We start from the raw sequence: 24,072 nt of genomic DNA on the forward strand, positions 1-24,072 counted from the left end.
TATCATAGCAAAACTAGGCGGTGACTTCACCTGCAGCCTTGAGAGCATCACCTGCATCAAACTCTGGAACCCCGACTGGCGCCGGTTTGTGAAGGAACGCAACAATGGCAATATTGATCAGCATCGCAGCCCCTCCTATTGCGGCCATTGACCAGAGGTACGGGCTTGGGCTGATGCTGCTGTACATATTGGCCATGTAAGCCTGGACGGAATAATACATCGGGGAAATATGGCTCATCCATTGGAACGGAGCATACATCATTTCCCGTGAGATGGTAGCGCCATTTGCTAGTGTCTGCATCAGCAGGATCGGCAGGTTCAAGACCATGCCCCCTTCCCCGATGAGGAAGATCAGAACTGCCGTGAAGTTGAAGCAGACCATATAGTTCAGAATCTGCTGGCCGGCGATGCCGAAGAACAGATCGCCGCTTGGCTCATTGACCAAATAAGCCACTCCGACGGCAACAGCCGATGATACAACGGCAATCAGAAGTGCTGTTAATTGTACATAAAGGAACAGCCTGGTTTTGCTTGCTTTGCCTCGGCTTTCCCTGAAAGCAGCAACCAGCTGCATAGCACCAATCATCGCACCAACATAGCCGGCCATTGTCAGGAACATCGGCAGCATATTATTATTCATGCCAGCTGGAATCTTATTGATAGAAATGACATTTCCGCTATAAGCTGTTTCTATTTTCTTAGCCATCTCTGCAGCCTGGTCTTCCGGCAGATTAAAGTTCATCAGGACACCCTGTGCGGTTTGCTGTGAGAACTGGCTGCGCAGCTGATTGTTAATTTCACCGACGACAGATTTCATAGTGGAAGAAACAGTAGTGGCCGAAGCTTCATTAATTGTAAAATCAATGCCTGTCGATCCCTCGCCTTTCTGCAGATCCGCAGAGAAGGTTTCCGGGATTCGCACGACTAAAGCCAGATCATTATGATTCAGGTCTTTAATGGCCTGCTTATTGCTTATATCTGTTTCAATTTCTTTAAAAGGCAGATTCTCCTGGAGCTGTCCTGCAATCTTTGCACCATAAGCGCCAGCATCTTCATTCACAATCGCAATAGGCATTTGATCGACATTCCCTGGAATTGCAGAATAGCCTGGGAGAAAGATGCCAAGCATTGCAGCGGCATAAAAAATTCCCATGAAAATCGATGCGATGGCCCCTCGTGTTTTTAGGAACTGTGTGAACTTCATTATTGCTTTCCTTCCTTCTATAAGGGTTATATGACTTTTATTAAATCACTTTATTAAAAGTACTTTAATTAGAGTACTTTGCTAGTTTATTGTATCTATTTGGGAAAGTCAACATGGGAATATAAAAAAGACTGCATGCTTGGCGTAGTGAAACGCAGCTTGCAGTCTTTTAAAAGTATTTAATTAGATCAGGGCAATTTCCCTCCAGATATGTTTAAAACCGCCCCCTAAAACCAGCTCAAAATCAGCACAAACAATCCAACACCGCAGACCAGAATCTCCATAAAGTGAATTCCGACAACGACCAGGTGGCTGCTGTTTTTTTGATGAAAGCCGAGAAATGGGGCGTGCTGGTTGATATACAGGCAGGCACAGGACACCAGGAGAGCGGCATTGAGATGGAATTCTGTCCTGAGCGAGGTGGCATAAGGGCTGTAGCCCTCCTGGTCAATCACAAGGCTGATTTCGTATTTCTTGGATAAAAGCAATGACAGGGCCATTAGAATGAATACCAGGAGGGCGAGGCTGAACGGATGCCTGCGATAATCAATGAAGCGCAGCCAGCGGTAAGCTTTGCCTGGTTCATCATCTTCCTCAGGTTCGGCTTTCGCCATATATAGAACGAAGCCGGCTCCAGCAGCTGCCGGAATCACTGTGAAAACTACATCGAGCAGCGGAAAACCCGGAAAGGCAAAAAAGACCGCAGCCAGGATGATTATCACGGCAATCAGCAAAGCCCAAATACGCTTGTCTCCGTTTTGTGCCTTTGCCGCTAAGGGCAGGAGATATTCCCTCACATCTTTTCTTGTTGCACGAAAGCCTGAACTGCTTCCGCCGGCCTTCCCCTTCATCACTTCCATAAAAGTAAAAGATATGAGCATGAGAAAAGCTCCGGCAAAGAGCCACAGATAGGCTGCAGGCGGATAAGGCGCAGGGTCTTCATAGCTGCTGATTATCCATATTCCGTCGCCCAGCAGGCAGATCAGGCCGGCAAGCATCAGGTATGGTGATGTTTTATAAAGGCGCATGGAATTCCCTCTTTTTTTACTCTTTTTCTCTTATTATATCAAAGAGGAAGCAGATGGAAATTCCTTTTCGGCTCCCCTGATGGATGCGCTTACTTTTTTAGCAGCAGTTTTATGCATCTACTCAAAGAACGAAGTATTGAGCCGGACAATCAGCTTTCCGAACATCTTCTTTTCTTCTTCTGTCCAGTTCTTTAGAACCTTGGAATAATGGGCCCTTCGGTTTGCGATATCTGCTTCCAGTTTTTCTTTTCCGAGGTTTGTAATTGAAAATACGCTTACTCTGCCATCCTTTGGATCGGAACAGCGCTTGATAAGGTCTTTTGATTCAAGTGATGCAGCCTGTCTGGACAGTGTCGAGATATCAAGCTTAAAAGCTTCAGCAAGCTCTTTAACGCGGGCTGGGCCAAATTCATCAAGCTGTCTGAGCAGCAGGTAGGCTGAGCGCTCCAGCTGGCCGATCTTTTTTTCGGACTGCTCAAGGTAGACTGCCTTGCGGATGAAGGTTGCCAATTCGTATTCTATTAATTCAACATCTTTTTGTTTCTCTTTTGACATGCTTTCATCTCCTAGTATGAGTGGCACATAGATTGACAAAGCTTAAAATGCTTGTATAATACAAATATATACTTGTACTATACAAACATTTATCTGAAAAGTAAAGTGATTTTGAAAGGAGGAACGCTGTTCTTATTTTCCAGAACGGCTATAACTATCATGAAATGGCTGCAAATTGTCCTCCAAATCTGTGTACTATACGCTTTCACCTTTACGGGTGATGTGATCCAGCAGGCTTTTCATATACCAATACCAGGCAGCATCATCGGACTCTTGCTGCTGCTTGCCTGTTTACTGCTCCATATTGTGCCGGTCATCTTTGTGAAAGACGGAGCAAGCTTTCTGCTGTCAATCCTGCCTCTCCTGTTCATCCCGTCGATGGCCGGTGTCGTCAATTATCCGAGCCTGCTTTCTGCCACTGGAGCGGTCCTGGCTGCCATCGTTGTCGTGAGTACGATTGCCACGATTGCTGCTGCAGGCCTGATGAGCCAGTTTTTAGAAAGCCGAGCTGATAAACGAAAGGAGAAACGAGCGTGCAAAGCATGATCATCGCAATCCTGATGATTTTCTCGACCATCACCATCTATATGGTGATGGCTTCTGTATATAAGCGATACTCTTATCCTGTATTCATTCCTGTCCTGACTTCGACCATCATTATTGTCGCCCTGCTTGCAGGACTTCATGTGCCGTATAAAGAGTATATGACAGGCGGGAAATGGATCCACTTCCTGCTTGGTCCGGCTGTGACCGCCCTTGCCTATCCGCTTTATACCCAGCGGGAAGTTTTGAAGAAATACAGCCTGCCGGTCCTTGGCGGTGTGTTCACTGGCCTGTTCACCGGGATGATCACCGGCATGCTGTTTGCGATGCTGCTCGGGATGAACCACGAGCTCATCCTGTCGCTCATCCCTAAATCGATCACCACGCCCGTCGCCATGCAAATCGCAGACGGCATCGGAGGCATCCCTTCCATGACCGTCATCTTTGTCACACTTGCCGGCTTCTCAGGTGTCCTATTAGGCCCCTCTATCATCAAGTGGGTCCGGATCCGCTCCTCGCTTGGCCGCGGCATCGCACTCGGCAGCGCCTCACACGGGCTCGGAACTTCAAAAGCGTCCGAGTACGGCGAAGTCAGCGTCTCCATGAGCTCCGTTTCGATGACTCTATGCGCCCTTCTTGGATCCGTGTTCGGTCCAGTTGTTGTGTGGCTGTTCCATATTTAAAGAAAGCCTGCTTATCCATTTGGAAGGCAGGTTTTTTTATGTGCAAAGCCGCAGCTTACTTCACAATCAGCACCGGGCAGGCCGCCCGCTTGGCAACCTTATGGCTCACACTTCCAAGGACGAATTCCTGCAGGACATTCAGCCCCCTGCTTCCAATGATCACGATATCAGCTTTATTTTTATTGGCATAATCGACAATGCAGGGACCCGGTTCACCATCCAGTACAATAATTTCATACTGTACTCCGGATTCCTTTGCAAGCTTTTCAACCTCGGCAAGCCGCTTCTTTTTTCCCTCGCCAAGATTGGCAGAATTCCAGTGGCTCAGCGTTTCCGACTTGGCTTTATCAGGGTCGGCGACATAGACGATTTCAATCTTGGAACCTGCACTGCATTTGGCGATATGGATGGCATTTTCAGCAGCCCTTTTACTGTGCTCTGATCCATCTGTTGCTAATAATATCTTTTGGTACATATGATAACCTCCTGATATTAAGATGATAACGCTTTCATTTTTGTGAAGGATAAAGCCTTTCCTGCAATTTATTTATGATTATATCTATTTCTTATATGAATAGCCATGGTTCAGAATAAAAAAGGAAATATTGCCCTCCGGACTGGAGGGCGTCTGTTTTATTTTACGATAAGTACAGGGCAGTCGGCCCTTTTGACGACTTTATGGCTGACACTCCCGAGAACCATTTCCTGGAGAGCATTCAGTCCGCGGCTTCCGATGACAACCAGGTCAGCATTAGAAGAATTGGCATAGTCCACGATTGCAGGACCGGGTTCGCCATGAAGGATCTTGACACTGAAGGAAATGCCGAGCGCCTCCAGCTTTTCTTCAAATGGCAGAAGCTTTTCCCGCCTGGCAAGGTCAAGGTCCTCTTTGCTTTGAGTATGGAGGACGTCGTTCATGGCTTTGGAATAGTCGGCAACATAGACGATTTCTATCGATGCACCGGACAGTTCTGCCAGGCTGGCAGCTTGGTCTGTGGCTCTTTCTGAATGCTCTGACCCGTCAATGGCAAGCAGAATCCTCTTGTACATATTTATTCCCCTTTTCCTTTAATGTGCCGATATTTTTGCATTGGGATCTTGGAAGGCAGCCAGCTTATCGACCAGCTTCTTGCTCGCTGCATTCAGGTTGATGACTTGTACGTCATTATGGTTTTCCCTGAATTTGAAAACAGCCTTATCTATGGCCCCCACGGCTGAGTCATCCCAGATATGGGCATTGGTGAAATCCAAAACGATTGCTTCATTTTGAGCTGTAAAATCCAATGAATCAAGAAAGCTTTCTACAGAAGCAAAGAACAATTGACCTTCGACTTCATATACCACTTTCTGTTTTTCTGTTCTTTTAACCAGCCTGACAGTTGATATTTTCCAGACAAAGAAGACGGCACTGAGGACCACTCCTGCCAGAACGCCCTTTGAGAGGTCGTGGGTGGCAACAACAATGGCAACTGTTGCAAGCATGACCACCGCATCTGTTCTTGGCGCTTTCCGCAGATAAGCGAATGAGCTCCAGTCAAATGTTCCGATCGATACCATGATCATAATTCCGACTAGCACCGGCATCGGGATCTGAACGACCAGGTCTCCCAGGACAATGATGAGGAACATCAGGAAAAGACCAGCAATGAGGGTGGATAATCTCCCTCTTCCGCCTGATTTGACATTGATGACAGACTGACCGATCATCGCACACCCTGCCATGCCGCCAAAGAAGCCATTCACCAGGTTTGCAATCCCCTGGCCCCTGGATTCTTTATTTTTATTGCTTTCAGTCCCTGTCATATCATCGACGATCGAAGCTGTTAGCAGTGACTCAAGCAAACCTACAATAGATAGAGCTAACGAGTATGGAAAAATAATGGCCAGTGTTTCAAAGCTGAATGGTACATCAGGGATGAAGAAGGAAGGCAGTGACTGTGTGATAGTCCCTAAATCGCCTACAGTTCTCAGCTCTGTACCTGAGTAGATTGCTACGGCTGTCAAAGCAACGATGGCAATCAAAGGTGCCGGGATAGACTTCAGGAACCTTGGAAGTACATAAACAATAACAAGTGTAATCGCGACAAAGACATAAGTCATTGTGGAAATGCCCAGGAAGTGCGGCACCTGCGCCATGAAAATCAAGATGGCCAGTGCATTGACGAACCCGATCATGACGGCTCTCGGGATGAATTTCATCAGCTTGGCAACTTTTAATACCCCGAAAATGATCTGCAGGACACCTGTCAAAATAGTGGCTGCCAGAAGATAATCCAATCCATGCTCTTTGACAAGCGGAACCATCAATAGGGCCATTGCCCCAGTGGCCGCTGATATCATCCCGGACCTGCCGCCCACAAAGGCGATGATGACGGCGATGGAGAAGGAAGCGTACAGACCCACCATCGGGTCTACACCTGCTATAATGGAAAAGGCGATAGCTTCCGGAATCAGGGCAAGTGCAACGACGATGCCAGCAAGAATATCCGCCCTTACGTTTGAAAACCATTCTTTCTTAAGTTTTTCGACCAATTTAGATCCTCCTATATATATAAAGATAATAAATAACCAAAACTCAACTAAGACAGTCTAGCATGAATAGTCCTAAAAAGGAACCATTTTGAACCTTTATTTACGAAATCACAATGTGTTATGCTGATTGTAAACCTTTCATTAAAGGAGAAAAATCATGCTGATCGGATATATGAGGCCTCTTCAAGGCGATGAGAATTGTGAAAATCAAAGAAAGACACTGCAGGAAGCAGGCTGTGAAATCCTTTTGGCGGAAGAGCATGCATCACCCAAAAGACGGTTGCAGCTGGACTCCCTGCTGGAAGGGCTTAAGCCTGGCGACAAAATCATGGTCACCAGGTTATTCAGCCTGGCAGATTCCTCGCGCCACCTTGTTGAATTGCTGGAAGAAATCAATTCAAAGAGTGCTTTTATTTTCTCACTCGAGGAAAATATTGATACAGGCAATCCTGCCGGGTATTCTTTTCTTTACATAACCAGGCATCTCGTTGAGTTTCAAAGCGATGTCAAAAGCGAAAAAACGAAACAGGGGCTTTTGGCAGCCAAGGAAAAAGGCAACGTCGCCGGAAGGCCCCGCAAGGCAGATGAAAACGTCCGGCGCGCCATTGACATGTATCAGAGCAAGCAATACAGCCTGAAGGAAATCAAGGAAGAGACCGGCATCAGCAAATCAACTCTTTACCGATACTTAGAAAGCTGATCCCCTTTATTCCGCCATCTTTCGGGACTTCATGAGGACAGGGGGATTTTCAATGATAAAAGAAAGGTTCCAGGGCATCTATTACGGCTGGGTCATTGTCTTTGTGGCTGCCCTTGGCGTGTTTTTCTCCGGCCCTGGGCAGACCTATTCTGTTTCTGTTTTTATTGATTCTTATATACGTGATTTCGGATGGAGCCGTTCACAGGTTTCAGCGGTCTACTCTGCAGCTACTCTTTGTGCAGGTCTGTGCATGTTTTTTGTGGGACGCTTCATTGACCGGCATGGGCAGCGCAAGATGGCGGTGGCTGTTGGGTTCAGCCTGGCACTGGCCTGTTTTTGGAACAGCCTTGTAGCCAATACGGCCATGCTTTTTGTCGGTTTCTTCTTGATAAGACTGCTCGGGCAGGGTTCTATGTCCCTCATCCCCAACACACTTGTGCCTCAATGGTTCATCCAGAATCGGGGAAAGGCGTTAAGTCTGATGGCCCTGGGTGGCTTCACCAGCTCCGCCCTTTTCCCGCCGCTGAATGCCTGGCTGGTCAATACATGGGGATGGAGCTTTTCCTGGCGTGTGTGGGGAGTCGCCCTCCTGGTCATTTTTGTTCCGCTCGCCTTTCTTTTAATCAGGAACAAGCCTGAAGATATCGGCCTCCTGCCGGACGGACGGCAGAAGCCGGTCCTGAAACCAGGTGAGCAGACAGATATGGCTGAGAGCGATCTAGAGGAAAATTGGACCTTGAAGGAAGCCATGAAAACCAAAGCTTTCTGGATGCTCTTGTTCTGTGTGTCCATACCGGCATTAGTCAATACAGGACTTACCTTCCATCTTATATCCATCTTCGGGGTCCAGAATCTATCCCCTGGTTTGGCAGCGGTGGTTTTAAGCCTGATGGCTATCATCGGCTTTCCGATTACACTCGCAGCCGGCTTCATTCTTGATAAAGTAAAAGTGAATTATGTCCTCGCAGGCATTTTCTTTGGGGAAATCATTTTTATTCTGATATTGCTGTTCGCCAAAAACGTCACGGTTGCCATCATTTTCGGGGTGCTGTGGGGCATCAGCGGCGGTTTTGAGAGGATCGCCCTCAATTATGTGTGGCCCAGCTACTTCGGCAGGCAGTCACTTGGCAGCATTAAAGGAACTGCCATGACCGTAACCGTCATCGGCTCGGCACTCGGCCCCCTTCCTTTCGGTTTTGCGTTCGACCTGTTCGGCGGTTATCAGCAAATATTGTATCTGACCCTGATTTTGCCGCTGCTTGCTATATTCAGTTCATTGCTGGCGCGCAAGCCTGTGAAATCGGAGCAGACCTATTCGGTTTAAGACAGTGCCGCATATTGCCATATCAAAGCCTGCTTTTCTTAATGAAAGGCAGGCTTTTTAGCGGTATTTGGAATCAGGTCCCCCGCCGATTTTCCTGATAAAAGGAATAATGTTACAGTATAATAGGCAGGCCAAGTCTATTAATCGGACGCCATAATAAGTCAGGAAATTGAAAGAGGAGGACTTTTTAACATGAAAAACAAAATCAAACATTACATAGCCATTTTTGCTGTTTTATCAGTACTGCTATTAGCGGCTTGTGAAAGCTCATCTGGTGTATCAAATGATGAGTCCGAGAAGCAGCAAAATAATGATTCGTCTCAACATGCAGAGCACGAATCTTCTGGTACAGACTCCGCAGAAGATGATTCAAATACCGGCAGCACCAATACAGATGACACATCATCTGAAAAAGAAGAAGACCCTCCTGCTAATGAAGCCGAAGATAGCCTGAAGGATGAGTACCTCCAAAAACTGAATGCCAGCAAAAAAGAAGCAGACGCATTAGAAGCAGCAGATTCATCAACATACGCATTGAAGAAAGTAGAAAATGACCGTTGGGAAATCTGGGATGACAGACTGAATGAGATTTATGGAGCTCTACAAGAGCAGCTTCCGGCAGAAGAGATGGAGTCCTTAAGGGAAGAACAGCGCGATTGGCTAAAGGAACGTGACGCCCGCGCATTGGAGGCATCCCTCAAATATGAAGGCGGTACACAGGAACATTTAGAATATGTCGCTGTCCTGGCCAATCTCACAGAAGAAAGATGCTATGAGCTGGTCGAAATTTATATGAACTGATTCTTCCTTGGCGGGATTGCTGATAAACTGAAAAAAGGAAGTATCCTAAGGCATTGCGCTGAGCAATGCCTTTTTTGTTTTTTTGAGATCCCTCATACCGGTTCTTTGAGGTACTCTGGGGCAGGGGGTCTCTCTCTTGAGTGACTCATATCGGTTCTCTGAGGCACTCTGGAGCAGGAATCCCTCTCTTGAGTGACTCATACCGGTTCTTTGAGGCACTCTGGGGCGGAAATCTCTCTCTTGAGTGACTCATACCGGTTCTCTGAGGCACTCTGGAGTGAGCATTCTCTCTCTTGAGTGACTCATACCGGTTCTCTGAGGCACTCTGGGGCAGGGGTCTCTCTCTTGAGTGACTCATATCGGTTCTCTGAGGCACTCTGGAGTGGGCATTCACTCTCTTGAGTGACTCATACCGGTTCATCGAGGCACTCTGGGTCAGTAAAGTCCTCTTCTAAATGCCTCTTACAGGACTTCCTCCCGCACTTTCCAACCCAAAGTCCCCTTGCTCAACTCGTTCAATAGCATCCTTCTAAGATCGTAAACAACCGAAAAAATGGAACAATTCCCAATCGACCCTTTAGCCCCCCAGCACCTAATGTTACACTAATACTAAATGGAATTATTTTGAAATGGGGTTAGGGGTATGGAAGACATCATATTAGAGATTGAGGATTTGAAGAAGAGCTATGGATCCAAACCGGTGCTGAATGGCGTTTCTTTTCAGGTAAAACGCGGGGAGATCATTGGCTACATCGGCCCGAATGGTGCTGGAAAGAGTACGACTGTGAAAATTATGCTGGGAATTGAGGACGGGTATTCAGGCGAGGTGAAGATCTTCGGCCAGGATATATCGGATGGAAAGATTGATTATAAAAGGAAAATCGGCTATGTGCCGGAGATTGCCGAGGTATACGACAATCTGACTGGCCATGAGTATCTAACCTTTATCGGCGAGCTGTACGGAATCGATTCTGACCTTGCCAGTTATAAAGCAAAGACCCTGATGGAGCTGTTCGGCATAGGCGAGGTCTATTATTCCAGGATTGCTTCTTATTCGAAGGGGATGCGGCAGAAGCTGCTCATTATTTCGAGCTTATTGCATAATCCGGACCTCTTATTTTTTGATGAGCCCATCAATGGCCTGGATGCGAACAGTGTGATGATTTTTAAAGAGATCATGGCCCAGCTTGCCGTGCAGGGTAAAACGATTTTCTACTCTTCTCACATTATGGATGTGGTCGAAAAAATCAGCAGCCGCATCATTCTCCTTCATGACGGCAGGATTGCTGCTGATGGCACCTTTGAAGAGCTGCAGCAAAAGACGGAAGGCTCGCTTGAGCAGATTTTCAACCAGCTGACAGGATTCAGCGAGCATAAGGAACTGGGTGCTAGGTTTGTTTCGATTGTAGGGGAGATGTAAGGATGCAGAACTTTCAGACTCTCAAAATATTAGACCGTTTTGAGCGGATGTTCACCGGATTCGGCGTAGATTATAAGGCTATGAGAATGATCCTGCAAGTAAAGCTGACGATGGATGGGCGGCGTGTGCCGACCGTTTTTGCGCAGAACGCGAGGAAGGCAGAAGACAAGGAAAAGAACAATCAGTATATAAAATCACTATGGATTTATGTTTTATTCGGGCTGTTCATGATTCCCTTTCTGCTCATGGGTGAGAACTATCTTTTTCAAATGAGTCTTTTTTACGGAATTTTCACCTTTTTCGTCATGACCTCGATGATATCCGATTTTTCTACAGTCCTGCTGGATATCCGTGACCGGAATATCCTGTTTCCGAAACCTGTTGACCGCAAAACGATCAATACGGCGAAGATGGTCCACGTTGTCATTTATCTATCATTCCTTACCATCGCGCTTGTCACGATCCCTTTGTTTGTCGGGCTTTTCAGAATTGGACCTTTGTTCTTCCTGACCGCAGTCATCAACATTATCCTGATTGACCTGTTTATCGTTGGATTGACTGCGCTTATCTACCTGGCATTCCTTCGCTTCTTTGATGGGGAAAAATTAAAAGATCTTATTAACTATGTCCAGATCGGGCTTTCCCTGATGATCATGGTCGGCTATCAATTGCTGATCCGCTCCTTCGCCATCATCGATTTCACCGTTTCGCTGGAGCCTAAATGGTGGCAGGTATTCATCTTCCCGATGTGGTTTGGAGCTAATACGGAATTGGTGCTGAACCGCAGCTTCCAGCCGTTTTATATCCTTTTTACAGCTTTAAGCATCGTCGTTCCGCTCTTGAGCATTTGGATTTATACCAAATTCAACTCAACCTTTGAGCAAAACCTCCAAAAGCTTGCCTATCACGGGAAAGCTAGGGAAAAGAAGAGAAGCAAAGCCGGCCAATTTTTCCTTAAGGTGCTTTGCCGTTCAAAGGAAGAAAGAGCATTCTTTAAATTTTCCAGCAGCATGATGAAAAATGAACGGGATTTCAAGTTGAAGGTGTACCCTTCTTTAGGGTTTTCCATCGTCGTTCCTTTTCTAATGATTTTCAGCAGCTTTGATACAGACCTCAGCCGTCTGGAAGGCAGCAAATCATACTTATCTATTTACTTCAGCATGATCATCATCCCGACCATCATGATCCTTCTGAAGTATTCCGGTAAATATAAAGGGAGCTGGATTTTCAGAGCCGCGCCTTTAGAACAGCTTGGCCCCATGTTCAGCGGGACGATAAAGGCATTTATCATTAAATTGTACCTGCCGATCTACTCTATATTAAGCGTCCTGTTTGTCCTGCTTTTCGGGGCAAGGGTTGTGCCGGACCTGGTTGTCGTGTTTATCAATGCCTGTACCTATGCAGTCCTTTGCTTCATGATCCTGAAAACAGCGGTGCCGTTTTCGGAGTCTTTTGACCAGTATAATCAGAATGGCAATGGCGTGATAATCATCGGACTGATGCTGTTTGCCGGCTTATTTGCCGGGCTGCACTATTTAAGCACCTTGCTGCCGTTTGGAATTTATCTGTATATGGCCGTTGCTCTCATTTATCTGACTGTATTTTGGAAGCTGGCTTTTAAAGTAACTTGGAAGAATGTCCTTGAATAGGATGGCACAAGAAAGCCGCCATGATTTGGCGGCTTCTTTTTTACTGCGATAAGGATTGTGCATATTGCTTTATAAGATTTTTTATCAAAGGATTCAGCCCTTCAGGGAACTCATCTGCTCTGAAGAATTTTGCTTCAGTCGTTTCCAGGCCGTCTGCTTTAAGAACCCCGCCTTTGATATCCCTCGAGATATAGGCGATTGTCACCGGATAAAACTCATCCCCGTTCGGCAATTTCACATGATGCTCTTTTCCTGAAATCACTCCTGCCAAATCAAGCTTGCCTATTTCAATGCCTGTTTCCTCCAGGACTTCCCTTCTTCCTGCTTCTTCTGTCGATTCGCCTAATTCAATGAATCCTCCGGGAACGCCCCAGCGGCCGTCAATTCTTTTTTGCAGCAAAAATTCTCCCATATCATTGATGACCGCGACTGCCACGCCAACCAATATGAGCGGCTCATTGCCGACAACACTGCGCAAATCTTCTATATACCCCATAATAACCTCCCTGGTTACCTCCCGCTATGAAGTATATATTTCTATAAGGATGTCCATTCTCCTTCCTTTTCTCCAGAGAATCCGAGGTGAGGATTGTTCAGATTTAGTGCAAACTGGATGAAGAATCCTGCAGAGTACTATACAGTGACTTGTCTAGTCTCGAGATGGCAGAAAGCTCCACTTCTTAGTTTTCCCCAGCAAAATAAAAAAGTCAGTCAGCCATTTAGAGATAAGGGCAACAAATACATACCCTGCAAACAGCAGCAAGAAGTTCTCTTTCCCGCGAAAATGAAAGAGTCCAAGCCCAACCATGGTTGGTTTTAATACAAAAGCAAGCGCAAGGCAAAGCGGAAGCATCCAGATATAATAATTTTTCTTTGTATTTATAATGAATTGATAGTAGAGCATGTAAACGACCGGAACAAAAGAGGCATCAAGAGTGATGCTGGAAGGAAGCAAAGGGAGAAGTTTAAAGGGATAGATCCACAGTCCCCTTTCCGTGGCAATGATGTCTGTATAGGTAAAAAAGATATGCACACTGTATCCATAAAAGCCAAGCTGGAGGGCCCTCTTCCGGTCAATAAAAAGGATCAGGACGATGAGCGGGATAAAAAACATGGCAATGACAATCCATGTTTGCCAATAGAACAAATTCGAAAACTCTTGCCAATAATCTACCAATCGGCCATTCTGTTCTATTTCCTCCCTCATGATTTTCTCCATTATATCGAGCCGGTCTTTTTCCACAATGGTTTCCCCCACTTTTTATCATTAGTATCAATCACAAGTGGGATTTTATTCGGTAATTTCTATATATTAAGTGAAAAAATCTTGTAAAGACAGCCAGCTGGATTCATCTCTCTAGCCTAAACTCGTCAGCAGCACCATGATCCCGTTCGTCAATCCGTGGATTAATACAGAAGGCCAAATCGAACCTGTCCTTTCGTAGGCCAGGGCGAAAAGGATGCCGCTGAAGAAGTTGACAGGCATGACGTTATAGGTCGGGATATGAATGATGGTAAAGATCAGCGAGCTAAGCAAAAGCGCTCCTGTCAGTCCCATCCTTGTCCGCAGCCACCGATACAAGAAGCCGCGGTAAAAGATTTCCTCATATATCGGCGAAATGACAGCCGCAGAAATAAATGCAATGAGCACTGTGAAAAAAGTGACGTTCTGCTGCATGGCCTCAGTTTTGCTGTTTTCCCATGAGTTGCCTATGAAACTGGTGAGCACGACAATGATGACTGAGCCCACCAGCAGGACTGCTGAATACAATCCAATGAGCTTCCAATCCTTCGAGCTGTATGCTTTTACTCCAACTTCCCTCCATGACAGCCTTTTTGGGCGGAGGGCAATAAAGTATATCCCCAGCATAAGAATAATAGCTATGGTCAGCCCGGTTAATGTCCCGGCATATAAATCGTCATTAAACAGCTCAGCATATATCGGCTGGACCAGAAGCTTGATGCCTCCTATTACAACAGCAAATTCAAGCAGCATTAATAAAATGAATTCTCTCCAGCCCCATGGGTCCTGCTTTTTCCAGTTCACTTGATCAGTTTCCATTCTCCGTCCCTCTTTCTCTTTTAAATGGTATAATCTAACTATATTGGGTAACGCTGCGTAACCTGCAAGCTTTTTTTAGGAGGAATTCCAATGAAACGCTGGACAACGGGAGAAGTAGCGAAGCAGCGCAATATTTCCGTTCGCACACTCCGCTATTATGATCAGATCGGCCTTCTGGCCCCGGGCTTTAAAGATGAGAATGGAAAGCGGTATTATTCAGAGGAAGACTTATTTACTTTGGAGAAAATCCTGATTCTCAAATCCCTTTCACTTCCGTTAGAGGAAATCCGCGAAGTACTGAAACAGCTTTCTTATAAGCAAATTTTAGTATCCCACTATAATCACCTGCAGGAACAGCTCTCGGAACTGCAAGCTAGCATCTCCAACACAGCATCTCTGATCAATATGACCGACCTGGAGGAATCACTATCCTGGGACCGTGTCACAGAGCTTGTGCAGAATTCACAAAAGCGTTCAAAGAAATGGACCGACTATTTTCAGGAAGAGGAAAAAGCGTTCCTGGAAAAAACAATCCCAAACCTGGGCAGCAATGATGAGACCACCCAGCAGTATATTTCCCTGCTGCGGAGGATCGAGTGGTGCGTGGAACAACGCATTCCAGCAGAATCTGACGAAGGAGTTGAGATTGCTTCTGAGTTAATCAGAATTTCACAGAAAAGCTTCCAGGGAGATACAGAGCTGATGGACCAATTTTGGGAAGTCAGAAAAATGCCTGCCGAGGAAACAGGCCTATATCCGGTATCTGAAGAGGTGCTGGAGTTTGTAGAGCGCTGTTTGGTATATGCTGAAACAAAGGCTGGCAGCTAAGCGCAATCGTGCCTAGCAGGAAAGGAGAAAGATCATTGAAGAAAAACAAACTTCAAATGATGCTGGCCATCATCGGAAGCATAGCTATTTTAACAATCGGGACCGTCATGATTATTCAAATCGGTAAGAATCATCAGGTGAACAAACAGATCATAGACCAGTGCTTTGAAAGCTTTGATACAGAGAGAACAGTGACGATTAAGAAGGAAGGCTTTTGGTCCCCTGTTTCTTGTGAAAATCATCCTGGTGCTTAGTAAGCACTTTAACTGTTAATAGAAGGATGTGTTACGCCATGAACAATCGTGTTCATATTTTTGTTTGGATCACAATGATCATAGTGCCGGTTTTCTCTTTTATCAAAACAGGCAATGGGGAAACAGCCGTTTTCATTTTTATCAGTGAAGTGATTTTGTATTTCATTTATTCCGTGTTCTGGCTCCGGCGGATGACGAAAAGGCAGAAAGATTCTGAGGTTTGGGTGATCGATAAGAAGACAGATGAAGAATTGAAGGAGTTCACTATTCCGTTATTGGCTAAATTAGGCTATATCATTATAAGGCTTGAGAGAGAAAATCCAGATATCAGCTTTTTGCTGGAGACGCCAGCAGGCAAAAAAGCGGTTGTTAAAGTGAAAAGCCATAAAAAGGACGTTGGGATCCGCCTTGTGCAGCGGACGTTCAAACTAATGGATGCTTATGAAGCTGACGAATGCTGGGTGATCACCAATTATGGCTATACCCCTCAAGCTTCTGAATTTGCCAGGAAGCTTCCTATACGGCTGTATGAGCGGGAGCAGTTTATGGATTGGATTCTGGCGGTGGGAAAGGGGAAGAGAATCCGGGGTTAGCATTCGGAATCTCTCCCTTATCCCGGGGGACAAGACACCAAAATGAAATCAGTCAAACCTAACTCAAGGCTGAATTACTGTGACTGCACAGCTAATTATTTCTTCATCACCTTAAATTCCACGGTCCCCTTTATCCTGACGTGTTCTCCTGATTCAACACTAAAATCAGTAGAGCCTTTGACCACATAATGCCCAGCAGGAAAGCCGGTGCTATTCAGGAACTCCTTCATAAAGTTTACATAGTCTTGAGGATCTTGATCTTCACTATACCCGCCGCTTTTTCCGTACTCTTCCCGGTAGGGCACACTCTTTTTAAGCGTTGTTGATAATCCGATGTCATTTACTGCACTTCCGATTTCATACCCCCGTATCTTTTCCCGCATCGGGAAAAAGAAAGCTGATGAAGAATGAAGGATTGTGACCTCGTCTTTTTCCCCTATATATTCAATTTCCCCATATAACTCTATGTCCTCATCTTCTTTGTACTCTGCCTTTTCACTTTTAATCCGGAAGATAAAGTCACCTTGAACGGTTTCATCGCTGGTCTGAGAAACTTCAATTTTTTCTAAATCGCTGTTATCGACAGTATGGGACGATTGACAGCCCGCCGTTAGAATAGTGAACAGCAGCAAAACGGCTGACAGCAAATAGTTATTCACTTAACCTCTCCTTTTGGCTTCTTTTAATATTAGAAGGAATTTTCATGTAAAAGGTTTCAGCTTTTTAGGCGCTGCAGAACAATACCGGGCATTATTCACTCCGGCGATGTAGACTTAAAATAAACTTTAATGAAATTTCATTTTTCCGTACAATTTCGACCTTCCTATTCGTCCTATCAATAAAGGAGCTGACTATATGGTGACAGAACAAGAATTAGCAGGCAAAGCACGTGAGCTGAAGGAGATGTTTACGGAGCTGGCTGAGGCACATTCCGGGCAGCTTTGGCAATATTGCCGCTATCTGACCGGATCTCCGTGGGATGGCGAAGATTTGTTTCAGGAAACGATGCTGAAGGCATTGGGCGGATTATTTCAAAGATGGCATCCGACAAATACAAAATCTTATCTGTACAGGATGGCCACCAACATCTGGATCGACCACTGCCGCAGGGAGAAAAGAAATCTTGGCACATTGGACGAAGGAGATATTCCAGCGGTTGAATTCACGGAAACGCTGGAGCTTCAGCAGGCAGTCGGCTGCCTTGTTAATCTGTTCAAGTCAAGGCAGATCGCCGTATTCCTGCTGTTTGAAGTCTTTCAGTTCACGGCTGAGGAAGTGGCAGGCATGGTCAGGACCACCCCTGGAGCCGTTTATGCCACAACGAGAAGAATGAAAGAGAAACTGAAGCAGCATAACAGTCCGGAAACTCAGAACCAACGCCTCGTCCATAAAAATGAGCCTGTCATTAAAGCCTACTTAAAGGCTTTAAACCAAGGTGATGTCGAAGCAGTCCTGAACCTGATCAGTGACCAGGCTCAGAATGAAGCGCCATTAGGATTCGCTGAGTTTAGCAAAGAAGAAATGCGGAACGGCTCGCTGCGCTATGGATTGCCCGGCTATAGAGCAGAGACCCGTATACTTTGGGGCAAGCCGGTTATCATTGTTTTTGCCGACGAAGGACAAGGCCCTCTCATCCATGATATTCAGTACCAGGAAACCGAAAACGGAAAAATCGTCAGGCATGTAAGCTATTTTTTCCGGAAAGAATTCATTCTGGCAGCCGCAGAGGAGTTGGGTGTGCCGGCGCAGCTTACAAAGCCGCCTGTGAATTGGGCGAGGTAATCTTTAAAGGCAGATTTAGGTCTGCCTTTTTCTCTTGCTACAATAAGCTTCTAAGACAGATTATACGATTCAGAACATAAAAAAGTTACATATGTTAAAATAAGGTAATTACCAATAATAACAGGGAGCCGAGAATTTGAAGCGGAGAATGAGTGTTTTGCTGTTTGGTTTGATGGTTATTGCCAGTGCCTGTTCCTCTCAAGCGAACAGAGGAACAGATTCTTTCAAAGATCAAGCTGCCGATGAATTGAAGACTGATGTCTTTATTCCTGAATATGAACAGTATCCCATCACATCGGCAGAGGTTAAATATCCGCCATCAGGTGACAAAAAGGATCTGGTTGTAGTCTATTCGAAAGAAAAAGGCAAGTTAAGGGACAAAGAGTATATCGAAAAATACGAAAATACCATGGATTCAAAGGTTCTGTATGGGCTGTATGATGGAGAACCCTGGCTTTTCAACATCACTTACAGCACTTTCGAAATCATTGATGGCGACGAGGACAGCAAGATTAAGACTATGAACGGGGTGGAAGTCCATTATAGAGAGATTACGTCGGATACAGATATGTTAATCACTTTCTTCAATCTCGAGGAAGGCTCTTATCATATTGAGTTTTCATTGAGAGAGGGAATGACTCGGGAGAAGGCGTTTGAGATTATTGAGGATATTATTGAGAAAAATGGTTAGAGGGATGGGAGTTTTCCATCCCTTTGTTTTTTTGCTGTGCAAAAGTGCCGGAGCGAATAATCCAATAAGAAACCTTATTCTTTGTTATTGCGTTTTTCATCAAAATAAGTCCAAGTATAATAAACAATCCAAAATACAATTATCAGTAAAAATCCATAGATAGTCTTTTTCGGGTAAACAAATATGACGAAAAAGCCAATTATTATACCAATAGGCAGCAGCGTCCAATATATTTTATCTTTAAAAGGCTTCAAGGAAGGTCCTCTCTCTTTCTCGACTTTTCTGCGCTCCGCTTGAACTAAGGGCAGGAGGCTGTTCAGCAAGGGCACCCTTTTATTCAGTAGTGTTTATTGCAAAATAAGGTTGTTGTCTATACAAAACTTATTGTACGCTTGCGATTTCTGGCGCTAAATGGATTGCTAATTGGCATATAAAAACGTAAAAATATCCCCTTTATTATAGGCATTTACCACATGCACAACAGAATGTTCATCCTGATGCTCAGCTTTAAACTAATATAAGCATACTTTATATGCCAGAAAAAAGGATAGCCAAGAGAGTGATTTCTCTTGGCTATTTGCTTTTACTTGCCAGTGTCGGCAAACGTCTTGATGCGGCCGCCGATTTCGTCGCGTACTCGCTGGAAGAAGGCCCATTTTTCCTCTTCTGTTCCTTCTGCTTTGGCTGGATCGTCAAATCCCCAGTGTTCGCGTTTTACATGAGGAGGAGTCATCGGGCACTTGTCTGCTGCGTCACCGCAAAGCGTTACAACCAAGTCCGCATTATTTAAAATTTCAGTGTCAATGATATCAGAAGTCTGATTGGAGATGTCGATGCCGGCTTCCTTCATGGCCTTTACAGCATTCGGATTTAAACCATGCGCTTCAATTCCTGCACTGTATACATTCCACTCATCACTTAAATGCTGCTTAGCCCATCCTTCTGCCATTTGGCTGCGGCAAGAGTTTCCTGTGCATAGAAAGTAGATTGTTTTTTTAGTCATGTTGAGACTCTCCTTTTAGGTAAGTTTTTTAAATGATCAGTAACCAAATATATAAGCCAACTAATGTGATGAATAATGTTGGAATGGTTAGCACAATTCCAGTCTTGAAATAGGTTCCCCAGGAGATTTTTACTCCTTTTAGAGACAATACATGCAGCCATAGCAGGGTTGCCAGAGATCCAATTGGTGTGATCTTCGGACCCAGATCAGATCCAATGACATTTGCATAAATCAGCGCTTCCCGGATCACACCGCTGGTATCAGTGTCAGCAATGGCCAGTGCGTCAATCATAACAGTTGGCATATTATTCATCACAGATGAAAGAATGGCTGCAATGAATCCCATCCCGATGGTTGCCGCGAATAGCCCCTGGTCAGCTGTCATTTGAATCACATCAGCCAGCACGTTGGTAAGGCCCACGTTTCTCAGCCCATATACGACTACATACATTCCGATGGAGAAAAACACAATTGCCCAAGGTGCCCCTTTAATGACTGTGCGGGTATTGACGGCTGGGCTCCTGCGTGCCATTAATAAGAAGAAGATGGCAACGACTCCGGCAATGATTGAAACAGGCACCCCAATAAACTCACTTGCAAAATAGCCGATTAATAAGATTCCCAGCACAAGCCATGACAGCCGAAACATCTTGCTGTCCCGAACCGCGTCGGAAGGTTCCTTCAGATGGGACAAATCATAATTCTTCGGTATGCTTTTTCTAAAGTATAAGTACAGGACAATGATACTTGCTGCGAGCGAAAAGAAGTTTGGAATAATCATTCTGGATGCAAATTCCACAAACCCAATTCCAAAAAAGTCAGCTGAAACGATATTAACAAGGTTGCTGACAACCAGCGGCAAAGATGTTGTATCGGCAATAAATCCGCTCGCGATGATGAATGGGAAAACCATTTTTTCATCAAACTTCAAGTTTCTGACCATCGCAAGAACAATTGGCGTTAGAATCAATGCGGCTCCGTCATTGGCGAAAAATGCCGCAACCAAAGCCCCCAAAATGGAAACATAAACAAACATTCTAACTCCGCTTCCCTTTGCTGCTCTTGCCATATGCAGAGCTGCCCACTCAAAAAATCCAATTTCGTCCAGAATCAGTGAAATGATGATGATCGCAATGAAAGCAAGCGTTGCATTCCAGACAATGGATGTCACATCAATCACATCATTGAAGTCAACTACTCCTACAATCAAGGCAAGAATAGCTCCCCCACAAGCAGACCAGCCAATCGATAATCCTTTCGGCTGCCATATTACCAATATGAGGGTGGCCAGAAATATCAATGATGCTAAAACAATCTGAGTCAAAATATGTTACCCCCTCTTACTCACACGAAATTCTTAATCCCTGTTCTTCCAGTTCTCTCAATTTATAGTCCTGGCTCGGCAGATGATCCAGTACATCCTTCACCAGCGGGTAGTAGTCGCTCGCTTTGTTCAGAGAATAAATGATCCATTGGCCTCTCCTGGTTTCCCTTACCACATCTGCATCTTTTAGCTTTCGGATATGCTGGCTGATGGCAGGCTGGCTCATTTTAAAAATCTCAACAAACTCACAAACGCAGCAATCATTATTATCCAGGATTTTCAGCATGGTCAGCCGTGTTTTATCACCTAATAATTTCAAGATGCTGGCAGCTTTATCAACTTCAACAGCGGACAGATTCAACTGTATTCACCTCCTGCTTTACGATATTAATATATAAGAATTTACTTATATATGCAATGGTTAAGTTTTCTTTTTACATTACCTTTACTCCCTTTTAATATGCGCCTTTTCAGGTTTCTCAACAGATTTTTTGTCCTTATTCTTCACCTATTCCAGCCGCCTGCTTTTTTCTGTCTTTCTCTCCAGGTTAGGTTATTAATCAATGCCTACCCAACCTCTCCCGCCTCACTGTAACTTGGTTGTAACTCCCTCCTCCTACACTAAATCTGAAGGATAAAAGGAGGAGTTGATTATGCTGGCTCGCAAAAAATCTTGGATTGGTTTAATCGTTTTGATTTTTGTATGCTCGGTCACATTGCTTCCTGGTAATTCGAAGGCTGCAGGACAATTTATTACAGGCTCCTATGGCGGCAAGCCTTATAAATTGTATGTTCCTGATCAGTACGATGAAAGTCAGTCTTATCCGTTATATGTCATGCTGCATGGGTGCACACAGGATGCCAGCCAGTTTGCGGCAGGGACGAAGATGAATGCACTGGCTGATGAAAAAGGATTTTTGGTGCTGTATCCTGAACAGACCAGCAGTGCCAATTCCAATAAGTGCTGGAACTGGTTCGAATCAGCCCATCAGTCGCGCGGCAGCGGGGAACCAGCTGCTATCGCCGGTATGGTGAATCTTATAAAAAATAATTACTCTATCCAAGATGATCAGGTTTATGCAGCGGGTCTTTCGGCAGGTGCGGCGATGAGCGTGATCATGGGGGCCGCGTATCCTGACCTTTTCTCTGGCATTGGGGTGGGAGCGGGTCTTGAATACAAAGCTGCAACCAGCATGACCGGGGCTTTTACCGCTATGTCCAGCGGCGGCCCTGATCCAGTGCGCCAAGGGAGGGCTGCATATCAGGCAATGGGAAGCCGGGCAGACCTCATGCCAGTTATAGTGTTTCACGGAACTTCGGACTACACAGTCGCACCGGTAAATGGAAATCAGGTCATCACACAGTGGGCTGTCACAAACGATTTAGCACAGAATGGCACTGAGGATGTCTGGATTGACGATCAGCCGGACCAGACCGAGAATTTAACCGTACCTGGCGGAAAAAGCTACACTGTCAGCCATTATAAAGCTGGGGACGGCAAAGTCTGGATGAAAAAAGTAGCGGTTCAAAGCATGGGGCATGCCTGGTCAGGGGGAAATGTGCAAGGCAGCTATACAGATCCACAGGGACCTGATGCCAGCCGAATGATGTGGGAGTTCTTTCAATCTTTTGCAGGCAATGATAACGGCGGAAATGACGGCGTTGCCCCTGCAACTTCAGCGAGCCCTAAAGGCGGAACCTATAATCAGCCTGTCTATGTAGAATTCCAGACCAATAAAGAAGCAGCCACTTACTATACAGTGGACGGTTCAAATCCTACAACACAATCCACACTCTATACCGGACCGATTTTCATTTCCGGCGATACAACCCTTAAGTTTTTCAGCCAGGACAGCTCCGGACAAAGAGAGTCTGTCAAAGAAGAGGTATATATCATCGAAGAAGATGCTCCTCCTCCCGGGGACTCGCTGACATTCAGCGCCATCTCAGGGGAAAGCGGCTTTGCCGGCCGATTCACAGCAGATGGCAAAGGCTCAGGAGATATTAAGGCTGGCGATAAAGGGATGTACAATACTGATACCTTCAGAGGAATTTTATCCTTTGACACAAGCACCCTCGGGCAGACCGCGATTGGTTCAGCAAAATTGCGCCTATACACAAAATCAATCTCAGGGACGGTCTCTGAAGTAAAAATCGACATGAAGAACGGAACGTTTGGCTCTGCCCCAATAGAACAAAGCGATTATTCCGCCGCAGGCACGCTCACCAATATGGCCAGTTTCCAGCCGGCTGCTGTTTCTAATTACATTGATATAGAAATACCCGCCAGTGCGCTGGCCCAAATCAACCGGAGCGGCAAGACACAGTTCAGGCTAAAAGCAGCAACGGCAGCGGGCTTCAATCAGAATTCTGTCCTTTTTTATGGAGGCGGGAATGGTGATCTTTCTCCGGTCCTGATAATAAACAGCAGCAGCTAAATGAAAAAGAGATCAGCGGGAGCCCGCTGATCTTTTTTATTTGCAATCTAAGCCTCAGCCCCAATAATGCTTCATAATCTCACGGGACCAGTCAGGCTGGCTGATCGGCTCTTTAGGGAGAAACTCCTCCATCACCGGCTTGATATCAAGAATCGGCGTCCCATTGATGCAATCAAGTCCTGTGACGGTCAGTTCCCTGCCCTCTCTTTTATCCAGCCTCACAGTTGTCAGGCCCAGTCGATTTGGTCTATTCTTGCCGCGCTGAGCAAAGATTCCAACTTGGGGAAGGCTGCTGTCATTTCTGGGATGCCTTGCACCAGGCACAATTTTACTTTGATCCACACGATGAAAATGATAGATGATTTCTAAGTGGGAGAAGGAATCAATTCCGTCGAGCCCGTCCTCTGGCAAAGAATCGTCCAGCACGATCCTGCTGACCACTTCGCCCCAATAATCATCCTCTACCTGGTGCCTTTCATTGTAGGCAAACCCGATTGGCATTAAATTAATCATGGTCAACTCCTCCTTCATCCCCTATATCCCAAGAATATTACCGTATTTGAATCCGCACTACTAGCTTAGCCTCTGCTTGCGATCCTCGTTATTTTTCCTCTCCAATATAATCTCCAATTCCTTTTTCGTTTCAGGATGCAATATA

27 protein-coding genes are annotated in these 24,072 nt (G+C 45.5%); 13 read left to right on the plus strand and 14 right to left on the minus strand.

The window, feature by feature from the left end; genetic code table 11:
* Positions 1–13: 13 nt before the first annotated feature.
* The 3 genes from AC4E8B_RS23980 to AC4E8B_RS23990 all read right to left on the minus strand — a co-directional run bounded on the left by AC4E8B_RS23980 (position 14) and on the right by AC4E8B_RS23990 (position 2,787).
* Complete coding sequence (locus AC4E8B_RS23980; protein WP_490216059.1) at positions 14–1,204, minus strand: YhgE/Pip domain-containing protein; 1,191 nt, start codon at positions 1,202–1,204, stop codon at positions 14–16.
* Between the two features lie 227 nt (positions 1,205–1,431).
* Entirely contained in the window at positions 1,432–2,232 is an 801-nt protein-coding gene (locus AC4E8B_RS23985) for a hypothetical protein (RefSeq protein WP_490216060.1), read from the minus strand.
* 117 nt (positions 2,233–2,349) lie between these two features.
* A complete protein-coding gene (locus tag AC4E8B_RS23990; protein WP_490216061.1) occupies positions 2,350–2,787 on the minus strand; it encodes a MarR family winged helix-turn-helix transcriptional regulator in 438 nt (145 codons plus the stop codon).
* A gap of 159 nt (positions 2,788–2,946) precedes the next feature.
* Here AC4E8B_RS23990 and AC4E8B_RS23995 point away from each other — a divergent pair, with 159 nt between their 5' ends.
* Both AC4E8B_RS23995 and AC4E8B_RS24000 read left to right on the plus strand, forming a co-directional pair.
* A complete protein-coding gene (locus AC4E8B_RS23995) occupies positions 2,947–3,333 on the plus strand; it encodes a CidA/LrgA family holin-like protein (protein ID WP_490216062.1) in 387 nt (128 codons plus the stop codon).
* Positions 3,321–4,013 (plus strand): LrgB family protein, encoded by a 693-nt coding sequence (locus AC4E8B_RS24000; RefSeq protein WP_490216063.1) that lies wholly within the window; start codon positions 3,321–3,323, stop codon positions 4,011–4,013. The genes AC4E8B_RS23995 and AC4E8B_RS24000 overlap by 13 nt, the downstream gene beginning before the upstream one ends.
* Before the next feature lie 55 nt (positions 4,014–4,068).
* Here AC4E8B_RS24000 and AC4E8B_RS24005 read toward each other — a convergent pair whose 3' ends face one another.
* The 3 genes from AC4E8B_RS24005 to AC4E8B_RS24015 form a co-directional block, all read right to left on the minus strand.
* Positions 4,069–4,488, minus strand: coding sequence for a universal stress protein (locus tag AC4E8B_RS24005; RefSeq protein ID WP_490216064.1), 420 nt, complete (start codon positions 4,486–4,488; stop codon positions 4,069–4,071).
* 158 nt (positions 4,489–4,646) lie between these two features.
* On the minus strand, positions 4,647–5,063 hold the full coding sequence (locus AC4E8B_RS24010; RefSeq protein ID WP_490216065.1) for a universal stress protein: 417 nt from the start codon (positions 5,061–5,063) through the stop codon (positions 4,647–4,649).
* Positions 5,064–5,081: 18 nt separating this feature from the next.
* A complete protein-coding gene (locus AC4E8B_RS24015; protein WP_490216066.1) occupies positions 5,082–6,545 on the minus strand; it encodes a SulP family inorganic anion transporter in 1,464 nt (487 codons plus the stop codon).
* Between the two features lie 157 nt (positions 6,546–6,702).
* Between AC4E8B_RS24015 and AC4E8B_RS24020 the strand changes: the two genes are divergently transcribed.
* The 5 genes from AC4E8B_RS24020 (at position 6,703) to AC4E8B_RS24040 (ending at position 12,439) form a co-directional block, all read left to right on the plus strand.
* Entirely contained in the window at positions 6,703–7,245 is a 543-nt protein-coding gene (locus AC4E8B_RS24020) for a recombinase family protein (protein WP_490216067.1), read from the plus strand.
* A 52-nt stretch (positions 7,246–7,297) separates the two neighbouring features.
* Positions 7,298–8,569, plus strand: coding sequence for an MFS transporter (locus AC4E8B_RS24025; RefSeq protein ID WP_490216068.1), 1,272 nt, complete (start codon positions 7,298–7,300; stop codon positions 8,567–8,569).
* Between the two features lie 192 nt (positions 8,570–8,761).
* Positions 8,762–9,370 carry a lysozyme inhibitor LprI family protein gene (locus AC4E8B_RS24030; protein WP_490216069.1) on the plus strand — a complete coding sequence of 203 codons (609 nt, stop codon included), beginning with the start codon at positions 8,762–8,764 and terminating at the stop codon, positions 9,368–9,370.
* A 643-nt stretch (positions 9,371–10,013) separates the two neighbouring features.
* Positions 10,014–10,790, plus strand: a complete 777-nt coding sequence (locus AC4E8B_RS24035) for an ABC transporter ATP-binding protein (RefSeq protein ID WP_490216070.1) — start codon at positions 10,014–10,016, stop codon at positions 10,788–10,790.
* A 2-nt stretch (positions 10,791–10,792) separates the two neighbouring features.
* Complete coding sequence (locus tag AC4E8B_RS24040; protein ID WP_490216071.1) at positions 10,793–12,439, plus strand: hypothetical protein; 1,647 nt, start codon at positions 10,793–10,795, stop codon at positions 12,437–12,439.
* A 40-nt stretch (positions 12,440–12,479) separates the two neighbouring features.
* Here the strand turns inward: AC4E8B_RS24040 and AC4E8B_RS24045 are convergent, their stop codons facing one another.
* From AC4E8B_RS24045 to AC4E8B_RS24055, 3 genes are all read right to left on the minus strand, one after another.
* Complete coding sequence (locus AC4E8B_RS24045) at positions 12,480–12,935, minus strand: NUDIX hydrolase (protein WP_490216072.1); 456 nt, start codon at positions 12,933–12,935, stop codon at positions 12,480–12,482.
* A gap of 153 nt (positions 12,936–13,088) precedes the next feature.
* Entirely contained in the window at positions 13,089–13,682 is a 594-nt protein-coding gene (locus tag AC4E8B_RS24050) for a CBO0543 family protein (RefSeq protein WP_490216073.1), read from the minus strand.
* Between the two features lie 114 nt (positions 13,683–13,796).
* Positions 13,797–14,501 (minus strand): CPBP family intramembrane glutamic endopeptidase, encoded by a 705-nt coding sequence (locus AC4E8B_RS24055; protein ID WP_490216074.1) that lies wholly within the window; start codon positions 14,499–14,501, stop codon positions 13,797–13,799.
* Positions 14,502–14,591: 90 nt separating this feature from the next.
* Between AC4E8B_RS24055 and AC4E8B_RS24060 the strand changes: the two genes are divergently transcribed.
* Genes AC4E8B_RS24060 through AC4E8B_RS24070 form a run of 3 tightly spaced genes read left to right on the plus strand, consistent with a single transcriptional unit; the run spans position 14,592 to position 16,176 of the window.
* Positions 14,592–15,329 carry a MerR family transcriptional regulator gene (locus tag AC4E8B_RS24060; RefSeq protein ID WP_490216075.1) on the plus strand — a complete coding sequence of 246 codons (738 nt, stop codon included), beginning with the start codon at positions 14,592–14,594 and terminating at the stop codon, positions 15,327–15,329.
* Positions 15,330–15,364: 35 nt separating this feature from the next.
* On the plus strand, positions 15,365–15,583 hold the full coding sequence (locus AC4E8B_RS24065; protein WP_490216076.1) for a hypothetical protein: 219 nt from the start codon (positions 15,365–15,367) through the stop codon (positions 15,581–15,583).
* A 38-nt stretch (positions 15,584–15,621) separates the two neighbouring features.
* Entirely contained in the window at positions 15,622–16,176 is a 555-nt protein-coding gene (locus AC4E8B_RS24070) for a restriction endonuclease (protein ID WP_490216077.1), read from the plus strand.
* Between the two features lie 95 nt (positions 16,177–16,271).
* Here AC4E8B_RS24070 and AC4E8B_RS24075 read toward each other — a convergent pair whose 3' ends face one another.
* A complete protein-coding gene (locus AC4E8B_RS24075) occupies positions 16,272–16,835 on the minus strand; it encodes a hypothetical protein (RefSeq protein WP_490216078.1) in 564 nt (187 codons plus the stop codon).
* A gap of 196 nt (positions 16,836–17,031) precedes the next feature.
* Here AC4E8B_RS24075 and AC4E8B_RS24080 point away from each other — a divergent pair, with 196 nt between their 5' ends.
* Together AC4E8B_RS24080 and AC4E8B_RS24085 are read left to right on the plus strand one after the other, a co-directional pair.
* A complete protein-coding gene (locus tag AC4E8B_RS24080) occupies positions 17,032–17,958 on the plus strand; it encodes a sigma-70 family RNA polymerase sigma factor (RefSeq protein WP_490216079.1) in 927 nt (308 codons plus the stop codon).
* A gap of 136 nt (positions 17,959–18,094) precedes the next feature.
* Positions 18,095–18,649: a hypothetical protein gene (locus AC4E8B_RS24085; RefSeq protein ID WP_490216080.1), complete on the plus strand. Its 555-nt coding sequence runs from the start codon at positions 18,095–18,097 to the stop codon at positions 18,647–18,649.
* Positions 18,650–19,232: 583 nt separating this feature from the next.
* Here the strand turns inward: AC4E8B_RS24085 and arsC are convergent.
* From arsC to AC4E8B_RS24100, 3 genes are read right to left on the minus strand one after another with little or no spacing between them, the layout of a single operon-like run.
* Complete coding sequence (gene arsC, locus AC4E8B_RS24090) at positions 19,233–19,652, minus strand: arsenate reductase (thioredoxin) (RefSeq protein ID WP_490216081.1); 420 nt, start codon at positions 19,650–19,652, stop codon at positions 19,233–19,235.
* 28 nt (positions 19,653–19,680) lie between these two features.
* On the minus strand, positions 19,681–20,976 hold the full coding sequence (locus AC4E8B_RS24095; protein WP_490216082.1) for an arsenic transporter: 1,296 nt from the start codon (positions 20,974–20,976) through the stop codon (positions 19,681–19,683).
* 16 nt (positions 20,977–20,992) lie between these two features.
* Positions 20,993–21,337 (minus strand): ArsR/SmtB family transcription factor, encoded by a 345-nt coding sequence (locus AC4E8B_RS24100; protein ID WP_490216083.1) that lies wholly within the window; start codon positions 21,335–21,337, stop codon positions 20,993–20,995.
* Positions 21,338–21,629: 292 nt separating this feature from the next.
* Here AC4E8B_RS24100 and AC4E8B_RS24105 point away from each other — a divergent pair, with 292 nt between their 5' ends.
* On the plus strand, positions 21,630–23,414 hold the full coding sequence (locus AC4E8B_RS24105) for an extracellular catalytic domain type 1 short-chain-length polyhydroxyalkanoate depolymerase (protein WP_490216084.1): 1,785 nt from the start codon (positions 21,630–21,632) through the stop codon (positions 23,412–23,414).
* 54 nt (positions 23,415–23,468) lie between these two features.
* On the opposite strand, the gene AC4E8B_RS24110 is transcribed toward AC4E8B_RS24105, so the two are convergent.
* Positions 23,469–23,927 carry an SAM-dependent methyltransferase gene (locus tag AC4E8B_RS24110; protein ID WP_490216085.1) on the minus strand — a complete coding sequence of 153 codons (459 nt, stop codon included), beginning with the start codon at positions 23,925–23,927 and terminating at the stop codon, positions 23,469–23,471.
* Positions 23,928–24,072: the final 145 nt, after the last annotated feature.

This window comes from Bacillus sp. SRL543, from assembly GCF_984799205.1.